Source organism: Microbacterium sp. H1-D42, from assembly GCF_022637555.1.
GTDB lineage: Bacteria > Actinomycetota > Actinomycetes > Actinomycetales > Microbacteriaceae > Microbacterium.
Map to the genome: position 1 here is coordinate 2,395,922 of NZ_CP093342.1, position 13,239 is coordinate 2,409,160.

The following is a 13,239-nucleotide window of genomic DNA, read 5'->3' on the forward strand; positions in this document are numbered from 1 at the left end:
GACATCCGCAACGACATCCGATGGACAGATCGGAGATGTACAAGGAGGCTTCTCGAGGTCGACGCTTCGCCATAGGATGCCGCAGTGGAATCGCTTCTTGAGATCAACGGCACCCGACTGTTCGTCGACGAGCGAGGGCCGGCCGAGGGCCGACCTCTCCTCTTCATTCATGGAGGCCCCGGCAACTCGTGCTGGGACTTCATGTCATCGGTCGGCGACAGGTTCGCCGACCAGGGTTTTCGCGTCATCGGAGTGGACCAGCGCGGGGTGCTGCGCTCGGATCCCCTGCCCGCGGATCCGCCGCTGACCGTCGACCTGCTGGTCGACGACTTCGAGCAGATCCGTGAACAGCTGGGGATTGCGAGCTGGGCGATCATCGGTCATTCCTCGGGCGGGGCGTACGCCTTCGACTACGCGCTGCAGCATCCCGAGCGCATCGATGCGCTCGTACTCGACTGCCCGGCGCTGGACACGGATGCGACCGACCGGTTCCGACTTCCGCAGGCCGCCGCGATGCTCGATGAGATCGGACTGCACGATGACGCTGCGGCGTGCCGCCGATTCGCCGCGCTCGATCGCCCCATCACCGCCGAAGATCGCACGTGGGAGGCCATGCAGCCCCTCGGCTCGCGGTATCTCGACCTGTTCCTGCACGACGCCGAGACCCGTGCGCGCTACGAGGGTCTGATGGGCTCGGCACCGGACGACCTCGACTGGTCGCGCGGGACCTCGCATCTGCCGCTGCTGGCAGAGATGTACCGGGACCAGCCGCCGCAGCTGGCGGAACTGTCCATGCCGTCGATGCTCGTTGCGGGCGAGACCGACATGGTCGCGCCGCCCGTGGTGCGGGAACGGCATCGAGCCGCCACGGGGCATGACGTCGTCACGGTTGCCGGCGCGGGGCACTTTGCGTACGTGGAACGGCCGGAGGAGTACGTCGAACGCGTGGCGGGGTTCTTGAGGGCATGTCCGATCTCACCAGAGTGGCCGGTTGGCGAGACAGAGCATCCCCGGTAAGGCGGGCGCGTGGTGCGCTGCCGAAACTGCCGACTGTCTCACGAAACTTGTCGGTAGTCGCGTTTCGCTCTCGGCCTGCCTAAAAGGTCGGGCGGACCGTTTCGGCGCGATAGGTTGCGGCAGGGGGTTTCGGCAGGTGCGCGACGGGCGTGTCGTGCAGTCAACCGGCGACCTCGGTGCGCATGCCGGAAACGATCGTTTTCGGCAGGGTCATCACAAGACAGCGAGGCACGCCCGCACGGACAGCAGAGCCCTCAACGAGGGCTACTCGCGACTTCCGCCTCTTGCCGAAGCCGATCGAGTGCGTCGCGGTACTCGGGGTCTTCAGTCACATCGTCCTGCGAGTGAACTTCCCACGTGCTCCGCTCATACTTCGTTTCGAGAAGCTCGATGATGTCGTCGTACAGCGCCGTGAACGTCTCAGGAGATGCAAACACCGTGACGGACAACTCCGCGAGTGTGAACCCGTCGAGCGCCGTCACGATACCGGCTCGACAATCGCGGGCATCTTGGCCGAGGGCGCACGCCGTTGCTCGCGAAGCTGCCGCTTGCTACGGGAGAGCGGATAGCGGGAGTCAAGGCGGGAGAGCGGATAGCGGGAGTCAAGGCGGGGTTCGAGGATAATCCGGCCGAGTGCGATGAGGATCACCAGTCCACCCGTCCAGTAAGCGAGGAAAAGCGCAAGGCCGGACGACCCCATCGTCAAACTCAGAACGGTCAGAACCACTCCGATCCCGACGTACAGCCACCGCCACGCCGCAACCGCACGATCGCGGGCGCTCTGCTGTTCGGCAGCGCGTGAATCGAGCGCTTCCACGCGATTGCCAAAGTCCGCGTCGTCGATGCTGGCGAAGAGCTCGCTCACCGATACGCGCAGTGCGTCGGCCACCAGAGACAGAGTCTCCAGGCTCGCTTCATTGCCCGCTTCCAGGCGCTGAATCGTCCGCAACCCGACGCCGCTCTCAGTGGCGAGCCGCTCCTGGGTCCAGCCGGCCGCCTGCCGAAGGTCCGTGATTCGGGTTGTGTTCATGGAACTCATACTCGTCGTTCGCTGCCGCCTTCACCACGTCACGGGCCCGCCAGTCAGCCGCCAGCTTCCCGCCGTGGGGCCGCCATCGCGGTCTCACTGTCTTTCGCGATGCAGGTTGCTCACGCGGATCGGCCAAAAACCTCTGCCTAAACCCCCTTGCGGACACCGTTTGCGGCAATCCCTCTCGCCAACATCCGCCGAAGGCGCCAGAAACGATCGTTTTCGGTGATAGCCCTCCACCACAAATGGGTCACGACATCAGCAGAGAATCGAGGATGATTGAGTCGTGGAGATTGAGCTGCTGCATATCGCTGATTGCCCTAGCTGGGTTGAGGCCAGTCGTCGTGTTGCCGAGGCGCTTAGCGAAACAGGCCACGACGGATTGAGCCTGCGTTATCGACTCATCCGAACAGAGGAAGACGCCGCCGGGGTTCAATTTGCGGGCTCCCCGACGATCACGGTGGACGGAAACGATCTCTTCCCGGGGTCGGATCGTAGTAGTGAGTTGGCTTGCCGCATCTACAGCACACCTGCTGGGTTGGCCGGGATGCCAACGGTTGAACAGATCCGAGAGGCAATGAGGGCCTATGGAGACTGAGCTCGATGTCGCCTGCACGTGCTGCGGCCGGCATCTACCACGAAGGAAGCTGCACGCCCTCGGAGACGACGGTGCGTTCATCTGTCGACGATGCGGTTTGTGGGTCGCGCTTCGCTTACGACGTGACCGCCCGCCTACGTAGTCCCCACACTCAGAAGCCGCACGCACGGGCGAGCTACACCACGGCGATTGTCCGGACTTCGCGCTCCCATGCCTGTGTTGCGACCTGCACGGCATCCCAGGGGGAGCCGAGCGGGGGCGTGTAGGAGAGGTCGAGGTCGCTCATTGCGGCGATCGTCATGCTGTGGTGCAGCGCTGCCGCGTAGGTGTCGATGCGCTTGGAAATTTCCGCACCGCGGGTGCCGACGAGCTGCGCGCCGAGCAATAGCGCCGATGTAGAGGGCGAGTTGATGGGTTGTCCCCTGCTTCTCAAGGGGTTTCACTTTGTGGTCTCATCGCCGGCGCGGATCATGAGGAGCGCTCCGGTGATCGCTGCGGCGAAGATCACGATGTCGGCGATGTTCCCGATGAACCAGTTTCCGTAGGCGAGAAAGTCCACGACGTGTCCGCGGGCGAATCCCGGATCGCGGAAAAGGCGGTCGCCTGCGTGTGAGGCGGCAGCTCCTCCGAGCGCGCCGATGACGATTGCCCATCCCAGGCGTTGTACTCGGAACGCGAACACGATTGCTGTGACGGTGGCGGCGACGGCTAGCAGCGCGAACACCCAGGTGAAGCCTTCCCCGAAGGAGAATGCCGCTCCGGGGTTGTAGGCGAGCTGCAAACCCAACAGGTCACCGATTAGGGGGACGCGCTCACGCTCAGTGAGGGCCGCTTCGGCCCACACCTTCGTTCCCTGATCAATCAGCACGACAATCACGGCGATCAGGAGCGCTCCGCCAGTGAGCTGCCACCGCCGCGCCGACGGCAGCTTTCGCGCAGCGGGCGGGTGGCCTTCTGCCTGGGAGGAGGTCACCCGAGCACCTCGATCAGACGGACGATGACGCCGGATTCGATCAGGATGAACAGGCCCAGACCGATGAATACGGCCGGTACAAGCCAGTGCTCGACGCGCTCCAACCCCTCGGTGACTGCCTTGTTAGTGCCGATGAGCCGGCCGGCCGCGCACCAGACGGCAACGAGGATGAGGAACACGACGATCATGATCGCGACGTCGCCGGGCGTGCTGGTGCGGAAGATCGGCGTGTAGAGGGAGATGTTGTCCGCCCCGTTGGCGATCGTGATACCCGCGACCCCCCACAGTCCGACCGCGGTGATCTTGGCGTCGTCATCGTCATCGCCGTTGCGGCGCAGGCCGTGAATGAGCGTCCAGATGCCGATGCCGAGCGGGATCAGGCCAAGGAAGCCGACCCATTCGTCCGGGACGATGGTGAGGCCGAGCGCGGCGATCACGCTGATGACGACGAGGGTGATGAACCCGAGGTACTGGCCTGCGACGATCTGCCACGGCCGGGGTTTTCCTCGGCTGGAGGCGAGGAACAGCACGGTGAGCACGACGATGTCGTCGATGTTGGTTGCCGCGAACAGGCCGATCGCTGATCCGATGGTGGCGAGCATCAGCTTTCCAGTCGTGGCGTGCGGGTGCGGGCGGCACGTAGGCCGTTGAGGATCACGATGACCTCGGCGACCTCGTGGACCAGGACGACAGCCGCGAGCCCCAGGACTCCGAAGAGTGCGAGCGGGAGCAGGGCGGTGATGATCAGCAGCGACAGGATGATGTTCTGGTTGATGATCCGTCGACCGCGCCGGGCGTGATCGAACGCCCGCGGGATGAGGCGTAGATCATGGCCGGTGAAGGCCACGTCGGCGGATTCGATCGCTGCGTCGGAGCCGGTCGCGCCCATCGCGATGCCGACGTCTGCGCCCGCGAGGGCGGGGGCATCGTTGATGCCGTCGCCGATCATCGCGACCGGTCCCGCCTTCGACAGTTCCCCGATCGCGGTCGCCTTGTCCTCCGGGCGCAGCTCCGCGCGCACGTCGCTGATCCCGGCCTGCGCAGCCAGGGCACGAGCGGTCCGGGCGTTGTCGCCGGTGAGCATCGTCACCCCGACGCCCTGGCCGGTGAGTGTCCGGACTACCTCGGGGACTTCAGGTCGCAGCTCGTCGCGGACGCCGATCGCGGCGACCGGTGACCCGTCTCGGTGCACGATGACGACGGTCATGCCCTGCTCTTCCAGCGTTGCGACCCGCTCGACGAGGTCGCCGGCGTCCAGCCAGCGGGGACTGCCGACGGTGATTCTCGATCCGTCGATGGTGCCGTCAATACCGTGGCCGGCCTGCTCGGTCACATCTGCAGCTGCCGGTGTCCCCGGGGCTGCGGCGGTGATCGCTGAGGCAAGAGGATGTGTGCTGTGCTGCTCCAGCGCAGCCGCCCACGCCAACGCCTGGATCTCGGTTACACCGTTCGCGGTGAGCACGGCGGTGACCACGGGCTCGTTGCGGGTGAGGGTGCCGGTCTTATCGACGGCGACGTGCCGGACCGTGCCGAAGCGCTCGAAAACGGCGCCGGACTTGATGATCACACCGAACTTGCTCGCGGCGCCGATCGCAGCGACGACCGTCAGCGGGACCGAGATCGCCAGCGCACACGGAGACGCCGCGACCAGCACGACGAGCGCGCGGGTGATCCACACCTCCGGGTCCCCCAGCAGCGAACCGATAATCGCGACAAGCGCCGCGAGGATCAGAACGCCGGGCACCAGTGGGCGGGCGATCCTGTCCGCCAGACGGGCACGCTCGCCCTTGTCGGTCTGCGCTTTCTCGACCAGCTCCACGATCGTCGTGAGCGAGTTATCGGTGCCCGCAGCCGTCGCCTCAACCTCCAGCGCGCCGGCACTGTTGATCGCACCGGCCGACACAACATCGCCAGGCTCGACCTCGACCGGGATCGACTCCCCGGTGATCGCCGATGTGTCCAGGCTGGAGCGCCCGGATCGGACGATCCCATCGGTCGCGATCCGCTCACCCGGGCGGACCACCATGACCTGGCCAACCGTCAACTCTCTCGCCGGCACCTGCGCGGAGACACCGCCCTGCAGCACCGTCGCTGTCTCCGGCACGAGCTTCAGCAGTGCCCTTAGCCCGCCGCGGGCGCGGTCCATCGCCTTGTCCTCGAGCGCCTCAGCGATCGAGTACAAGAACGCCAGAGCTGCAGCCTCCTCCACGTACCCGAGGATGACTGCGCCGATCGCGCTGATCGTCATCAGCAACCCGATGCCGAGCTTGCCCTTGAATAGTTTCCGGATCGCGCCCGGCGTGAACGTCGACGCGCCCAGCAGTAGTCCGACCCAGAACAGCACCAACGCCGGGATCTCTAAGCCGGACCACTCGAGGATCAGACCCCCCAGGAACGCGACACCCGAGAAGATCGGCACCATGATCCCGCGGTCTTTCCACCAGGGCCGCTCAGCCTCTTCGTGTTCCTCTCCCGCCGTGGCGGCAGGCTCATGCTCGCAACCACACGCCTCGCTCACGCGCCAGCCCCCGCTCCGCAGCAGCCCGCCACCGTGCACGCCGAGTCCACGCACGGGGCGTGCACGTCGACAGCCAGCGTCACGTCCACCAGTGCGACGAGGGCAGCAGCTAGGTGCGGGTCGGCGATTTCGTATCGGGTCTGACGGCCCTCCGGCTCGGCAACGACGATGCCGCAATCGCGCAGGCAGGTGAGGTGGTTCGACACGTTCGAGCGCGTCAGCTCCAGCCCGCGCGAGAGCACAGCGGGATAACTCGGTCCCTCGAGCAACGTCATTAAGATCCGGGAACGCGTCGGATCCGCCATGGCCCGGCCGAGTCGGTTCATCACATCAAGACGAGAAGCAATGGTCAGCATGCACTGAACTATACAGTTGCTGCTGACCTATCGCCAATCCTCCAGGACTGCAGGAGGCGATCGCCGCTCCATCCGAATACCTTCGCCCAAACCACCATCCGGCAAACGTTTATGGAGGGACTACCACCATCCCAGACAAGCCCCCGCCGCAAACGATCGTTATTGGCAGTTGCAGCAGTGGTTGCTATCGCCTTGATCGAGCTTTGAGGTGGGCATGGGCGGCGATCGCGACGGCAGCATCGGTGTCGGCGGCAAGTAGTTCCAAAGTCGAGTCCGCTGCCGCGCCCGGCATGGAAGCGAGCATCCCGACGAGGCGGCGGCGCCCGTCGGTGTCCGCTGCACTGCTAGCGACGCTCGCATGACGGGCGATGCGCGTCGCAACCTGCTCGTCTGTCGCGAGGATCTCGAGCGCGTCGCCGGCTTCGATATCCAAGTCACCGGCCGCCACCAGCGCGACCAGTGACGGAACGGCACGGTCGTCACCCTTCATCCCCGCGGTGATATGTGCCCGCGCGCGGATCTGCGGATCTGAGTGCGCGGTTTGCGCGGCGACCACCGCCAGCGATCCTGGCGTGCCAATCTTGAGCAACGCTTCGAGCGCGCGATGGCGTCGTTGCTGCCCGTCCGACTTGAGCGCTCCGCTGAGGGCGGGAACCGCGGTATCGCCGATTCGCGCTATCGACCAGAGGAGTGCGCCGGCCGCGTTCGGCTCTTTCTCGCGAAGCAAGGCTTCCACGAGAACCGCGGAGTTGCTTTCATCGACCGTGTCGAGCGACAAGGCCAACCGTTGCCGGTCGGACGCGCTACTGGAGTCGAACCCCCGAATGAGTTCGACGATGCGCAGCACGTCCGACCAATGGCGCGGCTCGCTCGCGTGCACTCTCTCGAGTCTCGAGAGAAGTTCTACGGTCGTTTCCAACTGCGCTCGGGCGCGCTCAGCGAGCTGTTCGACGAGCTTCCCGGGTGCGAAGTCGGCGGTGTCGAGGGTTGTCGAGATCTGCGCGAGGCTGAACCCGAGCGAGCGGAGGCTCTCTACGTGGAAGAGCCGTTGCACGTCCGCGTCCGTGTACTCGCGGTAGTCGCCGGCCGTGCGCGTCGACGGAGAAACGAGACCGATGCGGTCGTAGTGGCGCAGCATCCGTGCGCTGACGCCACTACGCCGCGCGACCTCGCCAATCAGCACAGTCAGTCCTGCCCGATCGTAGGTGCAGCACGCAGCGCGACCACACGCCGCGATTCGACGACCGCGGCCTCGAAGCTGTCGTCGGGGTGCGCCATGACATGTGCGGTGGCGAGGGCGTGAGCTCGAACGTCCGGGTCTCTGGACTCTGAGGCCTCCTCAACCACGTCTTCGGCCACAGGACCGAGCATGGCGATCGCACGACTCAGGCTCCGCCGAAGCTCACCATCACCCCGGCCAAAGTTCCTCCCCAACTCGCGGGCCAACGCGGCACGTTCATTCTCGGGCGCGAGCCCCGCCGCCGTACGCCATGCGGTCTTGGCAACTTCCTCATCGGCATCGCGCAGCAGGGCAGTCGTGATCGCCGGCCATGCTCGAGGGTCCCGAAGCTTGGACAGACTGTGCAGCGCTTGACTGCGAGCCTGCGGGCTCGCCGAGCCGAGTTCCGGCAGCAGAAGATCGACGGCCTGAGTGCGATCGTGTCGGGTGATCGCCCACGTGAGCATGTCCCTCACGTAGAAATCTGGTTCCACCGCGCACCGGTCGATAAGGATCGGTAGATAGGCGTCGTCTGCATGGATGCCGGCCGTGAGAGCAGCCTGCAGGCGAGCGGACGCATCGCCTGCGCGCAGGGAATTGCTCAGTCGTGTTACCTGCGTAGTCGTGTTGTTTTCGTTCATCAGAACCACCTCCGCATCAGACTCCACACCTTGTCATCGTGTCAAGGTCAAGCGGCTTCTGACTCCATCTCCTTGAAGTGAGGATTATGGGCCGTGCCCCCGAGCTGATAGGTGAAGCCGAAAGCATGTGCTCGCCGCCGACTACGGCAGGGCATCCGACTCGAGATGCACGCCCCGCCGCAAACGATCGTTTACGGCTGAGAGACGACAACTTAGCCATCGCACCTGACCGAATGCGCCTCGTCCGACGCACTTCATGAGATTCCGACACTCCCGTGAGACACTCCCCTACAGCTTTCGTGAGACTCCGAGACTCTCCGTGAGATCGGACAAAGCGACGGTGTTTTTGCAGAAGGTCTGACTTTCGCGACAGTCGTTACACTTCCGTGATCTTCTGGCGGCCAGAACTGTTCGCATATTCGTTCTAATGTCGGTGGTAGTGACCATGATGGAGACATGGCAGTTTTCACCGAGTTCGAGCAACAGGCAGCGGTGCTCCGCGATCTGTTCGGCGACGATGTTCAGGTGGATGCGCTCACGGGAAGGATGTCGTCGTTCGGCAGCGAGAAGCTCGTGAGCGCACTGCAGGCCGCCTCTGCCCTCGCGCGATGCGCGGAACGCATCAGTTCGTCGGCGCTGGCCTGATCGCCACCCGTTCGACGCGTGTGGCCGGACAGGACGGGCTCGCGCAGACTCGTGGGCATCGCACGCCGGCAGCCCTCGTGCAGCAGATCACCGGCGTTGGCTACGCCGAGGCCCAGCGACACGTGCGACTGGGGCTGGCGATCCTCGAGACGGATGCCGCGCGGGGCAGCACACGTGACGACGGCTCAGACTCGCAGAGACCACATGACCATGACCCTGGCTGCAACGGCACTGGCAGCCCTGGCAGCAATGACGCAGCGGATCATGACGATTCGGGTGCCGGAAGGCCCGGCTCAGACGGGTCGGACGGCGACAAACCGGCCGGTGACGAGTCGGAGGCTGGTGATGCTGGCACTGGTGCTGCTGACGGTGGTGAGCATAGTGGTCGGCGAATCCCCTGGCACGCGCCGCTGTCGACCGCGCTGATGCAGGGGCGGATCTCACCCGCCCAGCAGGACGCGATCCAGCGCGGTCTCGGCCAGCCGATCGAGGACTCTGACGACACGCACGCCGCCTGGACGGCAGCGGCCGAGCAACTCCTCGCAGATGCTGCAGAACGCACCGTCGAGGAGCTGCGCATCCAAGCACGTGCGATCCGGGACCAGCTCGATCCTGAGGGCGCGGCGCGCCGGTTCGCGGAACGGTACGAGCGACGCAGCTTCCGCACGTGGATCGATGCCGACGGGCGCGAGCGCGGACACATCGAGTTCGAAGACGAAGGTGCTGCCTGGATGAGGGCCATCCGTGACGCAGCTCTCCGCCCACGGCGCGGTGGCCCGCGGTTCGTGGGCTCCGATGAGGTGCGGGAGGCCCGAGATCTGGCCGCCGACTCGCGAACGAACGATCAGCTGTTCTACGACCTGCTCATCGACCTGCTGCACGCGGGCGCTCTCGCTGACGCGAAGGACGTGTTCGGCACCCGCCAGGCGGGAGTGCGACTCGTGCAGGTGCAGGGCGCCGATGGCGTACCGACCAGCGCGCGCACCGAGGACTACGGCATGCCGGTGCCGTTCGCGAGCGTCCAACAGCGCATGTGTGAGAGCGGAGCCGCACGGGTCACCATCGATTCCTCCGGAAATCCGCTCGACGTCGGCCGAGAGCACCGACTTTTCACACCCCGGCAACGTATCGCCCTCGCCATACGCGACGGCGGATGCCGCTGGAGGGGCTGCGATCGGCCCGCGTCGTACTGTGAAGCCCATCACATCGACGAGTGGCATGCAGAAGGCGGCAGAACAGACGTCGCTCGTGGCATCCTGCTCTGCCGCCATCACCATATGCAGTTGCATCACAATAGCTGGCGCATCACACGCGACGGCACCGACGACTTCCTGCTTCATCCGCCGGGCGGCAAACCACCCATATGTCTGCGCCCCCGCACAGCCCTTGTAGCGGCGTGGGCGGGCATCGACCCACCGCCGAAGCGATTCCGGCCCGTGGCGTGATCAAGAACCGGCCGATTGTCGACCCCAGTTCGAGCCCACCGCCGCAGTCACACCCGCCCGCAGTCGCACCGGTGCGTCCCGGGCAGACAGCGGTGCACACGTGTTGCAGAACAACGGCCATGCGGGACCCGCAGCGCACCTCCATCGCGAGCATCCCGCACCAGTGCATTGCACGCCGCGTCCGATCGGCGCTCACTGCAGGTGATCGACCGCTCTACAGTTGCTGATGTGTCCGACCCACGACCTCCCCGGCGCGCCGCCATGGCTGTCGCCGCCGCAGCCTGCGTCGCGTGGCTCTGGGCCGAGTCGATCGACCTGCGAGCGAACCGACGGGGGCTCGGCGCCGAGACCGGCCTCAGCCATCGCAGAAGACGAACCGATGCGGTGGTCGTGCTCGGCTACCGCAACCGCGGCGAGCGCGCCAACTTCGTCAATCGGTTCCGCGTGCGGGCGGGCATCCGATCCCTCGATCCTGCAGCGTCGACGTCACGGCTCGTGCTCTGCGGCGGCGCCGTCGGCGGTGAGACGCCCGAGGCGATCGTCATGCAGAAGTACGCGCGCGAGGAGCTCGGTTTCCGCGGCGCCATAGCCCTCGATCTCGACAGCCGCTCCACGTGGGAGAACGTCACCAACGCCATCCCTCATATCGAGCACGCCGACACCATCAAGATCGTCTCCAATGGGCCGCACGCCGAGATGGGGCGAGAGATCCTGTGGCAGCAACGCCCCGATCTCGCCGCACGTCTCGTCCGTGGCGCAGAGCACCGTTTCGGCGAGGCACCGGTGCTGAAGATCCTCAGCGCGCTGCGAATCGTGCAGGCCCGACTCAGCGGATCGCGCGTCAGCCGAGCCCGCGCTCCACGATGAACTCCCCCACCAGCGGCGCGAGCGACGCGCCGACCTGATCGGCCGGGCGCTTTCGTCCCTTCACCTCGAACGAATGACCGCCACCCTCGATCCACGCGATCCGGGCATCCTGGCATGCCGCGACAGCCTCCTCCAGCTGCGACAGCGGCTGCACGAACGGGTCGTTGGTGCCCTCGACGAACAACTGAGGTGGGCGCACAACAGGCAGGTGCTCCACCCGCGGCTTCTCCGGCCGCCCCGGCGGATGCAGCGGATACCCGAGGTAGACGAGGCCATCCACCTGCATTCCCTCGGCGGCCGCCATCGACGCCATCCGGCCACCGTACGACTTGCCGCACGCCCACACCGGCGCATTCGGCTCGGCCGAGTCTGCGGCATCCGCTTCCTCGGCACGGATCCACTCGACCACCGCGCGCCATGTCAGGATCGCGTGCGCCGCCGGTCCCGGCAGGCGCCGCCCCGCCTCGACATACGGAAAGTTGAACCGCAGCGTCGTGAAGCCCTGCTCGCGCAGCGCGGCGGCGAAGCCGATGAGGAATGGATGCCCCATGCCCGCGCCTGCGCCGTGCGCGATCGCCACGACCCCGCGTGATTCCCCCGCCGGCCGCTCCCACGCCGAAGTCACCGTCACCGCGCCGTTCGGCAGCGGCACAGCGATGCTCATGACGCGCTCCGCGCGAACGGCAAGCGCACGATCTGACCGCGACGCGCGCGCAGGACGGCGAAGACTACGACGACCAGATGCACGACGCACGCCAGCGCGTAGAGCGCGATGGGGATGGCCTGTGGGAAGAATCCGGATGCCGCGGCGCTGGGCTGCGTCATGCGGATCAGCCCCCACACCAACTGCATCACGAGCAGCGCCGTAGTGACGAAGAGAAACGCGGTTCCCCAGCGCCGGGCCGATGTCGCGTTGGCCTTCGCCACCTCACCCTCGCGCGCCAGGGAACGGTAGGACGCCACCATCCCGCCTCCCGCCACGAGCGGACCGAGCAGCGGAATCGGCAGCAGCACGAGCAGCCCCCACGCCCAGGCGGACGCTCCGGTGACTGACCGTGACGCGGAGGTCATCGCGCAGTGGCCGGGGGCTCCTGGCCGTTGCCGTCGCCGTCCGCGGGTGCGTCGATCGGCGCATCGCCGGCAGCATCCGCTGAGCCCCCGCCTGCAGCATCCGACGAACCCTCGACCACGGCATCCGATGTTTCCGCATCGGGAACGGCCGGCGCGGCAGCAGCAGGAGCAGCCGGCGCGGCAGCAGGCGGAAGCGGCGGCGGCGGCGGCGCGGCGGCCGTGTGCGGCGCACCGGCACCAGACTCAGCGGCACCGGACGCAGCACCGCCGGCCCCGGCCGCACCACCCGGCGTGATCCGCTCGCCATACCGCGGCGGCTCGCTCAGGTCGACTGCGGGGCGCGTCGTGGTCGGACGCTCCGGCCCCACCACCGAGCGCGCTTTCGCCAGCGAGGCCGCCTGCACGCGCACCTCGTAGTGGTCGGCCAGCATCTGCGACACGCTCGCGAAGTCCCGGCGGCGGCGCACGATCGCATACGTGATCAGGCTCATGATCATGCCGAGCGCGACACCGACGAGGATGAACCCGAGGAACAGCGTGATCGGCGCCTCGGGGTTGCCGAACAGCATGATCGCCGAGAGCACCAAGCCGATCAGCACGCCGTTGGTCGCACCGGATCGCGCAGCGGCCGCGTACCCGAGTTTGCCGGTCACCCGCTCGACGGTGCGCACCCCCTCGCCGACGATCGCGATGTCACGCGCCGGCACTTCGCCGGCGATGAGTTTCGACACGGTCTTCTGGGCGGCTTCGTAGTCGCGCGTCGACGCGATGACCTCGCCGAGGTCACTGCCGTTCATCGGGCGGTTCAGCATGCTCATCCCGCCATTGTCCCATCGTCAGGTATGAGGCGACACCTACC

At 66.4% G+C, this 13,239-nt stretch carries 16 protein-coding genes and 1 pseudogene; 5 read left to right on the top strand and 12 right to left on the bottom strand.

Annotation, left to right across the window (positions count from 1 at the left end):
* Positions 1–84: 84 nt before the first annotated feature.
* Entirely contained in the window at positions 85–1,017 is a 933-nt protein-coding gene (locus MNR00_RS11390) for an alpha/beta hydrolase (RefSeq protein ID WP_241926039.1), read from the top strand.
* Between the two features lie 254 nt (positions 1,018–1,271).
* Here MNR00_RS11390 and MNR00_RS11395 read toward each other — a convergent pair whose 3' ends face one another.
* The gene (locus MNR00_RS11395) at positions 1,272–1,499 is read right to left on the bottom strand and encodes a hypothetical protein (RefSeq protein ID WP_241926040.1); all 228 of its coding nucleotides are present in this window, start codon (positions 1,497–1,499) and stop codon (positions 1,272–1,274) included.
* Positions 1,496–2,047, bottom strand: coding sequence for a helix-turn-helix transcriptional regulator (locus MNR00_RS11400; protein ID WP_241926041.1), 552 nt, complete (start codon positions 2,045–2,047; stop codon positions 1,496–1,498). The genes MNR00_RS11395 and MNR00_RS11400 overlap by 4 nt, the downstream gene beginning before the upstream one ends.
* 286 nt (positions 2,048–2,333) lie before the next feature.
* Here MNR00_RS11400 and MNR00_RS11405 point away from each other — a divergent pair, with 286 nt between their 5' ends.
* Entirely contained in the window at positions 2,334–2,645 is a 312-nt protein-coding gene (locus tag MNR00_RS11405) for a thioredoxin family protein (protein ID WP_081860107.1), read from the top strand.
* 175 nt (positions 2,646–2,820) lie between these two features.
* Here MNR00_RS11405 and MNR00_RS11410 read toward each other — a convergent pair.
* The 7 genes and pseudogenes from MNR00_RS11410 to MNR00_RS11440 form a co-directional block, all read right to left on the bottom strand.
* Positions 2,821–3,030: pseudogene (locus MNR00_RS11410) on the bottom strand (CoA-disulfide reductase); the annotation flags it as partial.
* 54 nt (positions 3,031–3,084) lie between these two features.
* Positions 3,085–3,522 (bottom strand): signal peptidase II, encoded by a 438-nt coding sequence (locus MNR00_RS11415; protein ID WP_241926043.1) that lies wholly within the window; start codon positions 3,520–3,522, stop codon positions 3,085–3,087.
* A 92-nt stretch (positions 3,523–3,614) separates the two neighbouring features.
* Positions 3,615–4,220: a cadmium resistance transporter gene (locus tag MNR00_RS11420; protein WP_241926044.1), complete on the bottom strand. Its 606-nt coding sequence runs from the start codon at positions 4,218–4,220 to the stop codon at positions 3,615–3,617.
* Positions 4,220–6,136 (bottom strand): cation-translocating P-type ATPase, encoded by a 1,917-nt coding sequence (locus tag MNR00_RS11425; protein WP_241926045.1) that lies wholly within the window; start codon positions 6,134–6,136, stop codon positions 4,220–4,222. The genes MNR00_RS11420 and MNR00_RS11425 overlap by 1 nt, the downstream gene beginning before the upstream one ends.
* Complete coding sequence (locus MNR00_RS11430; RefSeq protein WP_241926046.1) at positions 6,133–6,492, bottom strand: metalloregulator ArsR/SmtB family transcription factor; 360 nt, start codon at positions 6,490–6,492, stop codon at positions 6,133–6,135. Before MNR00_RS11430 ends, MNR00_RS11425 begins: the two co-directional genes overlap by 4 nt.
* Positions 6,493–6,676: 184 nt before the next feature.
* Positions 6,677–7,675 carry a MerR family transcriptional regulator gene (locus tag MNR00_RS11435; RefSeq protein ID WP_241926047.1) on the bottom strand — a complete coding sequence of 333 codons (999 nt, stop codon included), beginning with the start codon at positions 7,673–7,675 and terminating at the stop codon, positions 6,677–6,679.
* Between the two features lie 2 nt (positions 7,676–7,677).
* Entirely contained in the window at positions 7,678–8,352 is a 675-nt protein-coding gene (locus MNR00_RS11440) for a HEAT repeat domain-containing protein (protein ID WP_241926048.1), read from the bottom strand.
* 456 nt (positions 8,353–8,808) lie between these two features.
* On the opposite strand from MNR00_RS11440, the gene MNR00_RS11445 reads away from it, so the two are divergent.
* The 3 genes from MNR00_RS11445 (at position 8,809) to MNR00_RS11455 (ending at position 11,309) form a co-directional block, all read left to right on the top strand.
* Complete coding sequence (locus tag MNR00_RS11445) at positions 8,809–8,997, top strand: hypothetical protein (protein WP_241926049.1); 189 nt, start codon at positions 8,809–8,811, stop codon at positions 8,995–8,997.
* Entirely contained in the window at positions 8,961–10,442 is a 1,482-nt protein-coding gene (locus MNR00_RS11450) for an HNH endonuclease signature motif containing protein (protein WP_241926050.1), read from the top strand. The genes MNR00_RS11445 and MNR00_RS11450 overlap by 37 nt, the downstream gene beginning before the upstream one ends.
* Positions 10,443–10,670: 228 nt before the next feature.
* Positions 10,671–11,309 (top strand): YdcF family protein, encoded by a 639-nt coding sequence (locus MNR00_RS11455; RefSeq protein WP_241926051.1) that lies wholly within the window; start codon positions 10,671–10,673, stop codon positions 11,307–11,309.
* On the opposite strand, the gene MNR00_RS11460 is transcribed toward MNR00_RS11455, so the two are convergent.
* The 3 genes from MNR00_RS11460 to MNR00_RS11470 are packed head-to-tail and all read right to left on the bottom strand — an operon-like array spanning position 11,284 to position 13,198.
* Complete coding sequence (locus MNR00_RS11460; protein WP_241926052.1) at positions 11,284–11,973, bottom strand: alpha/beta family hydrolase; 690 nt, start codon at positions 11,971–11,973, stop codon at positions 11,284–11,286. The genes MNR00_RS11455 and MNR00_RS11460 overlap by 26 nt on opposite strands.
* Complete coding sequence (locus tag MNR00_RS11465) at positions 11,970–12,380, bottom strand: hypothetical protein (protein WP_241926053.1); 411 nt, start codon at positions 12,378–12,380, stop codon at positions 11,970–11,972. Before MNR00_RS11465 ends, MNR00_RS11460 begins: the two co-directional genes overlap by 4 nt.
* A complete protein-coding gene (locus MNR00_RS11470) occupies positions 12,377–13,198 on the bottom strand; it encodes a general stress protein (protein ID WP_241926054.1) in 822 nt (273 codons plus the stop codon). Before MNR00_RS11470 ends, MNR00_RS11465 begins: the two co-directional genes overlap by 4 nt.
* Positions 13,199–13,239 lie beyond the last annotated feature (41 nt).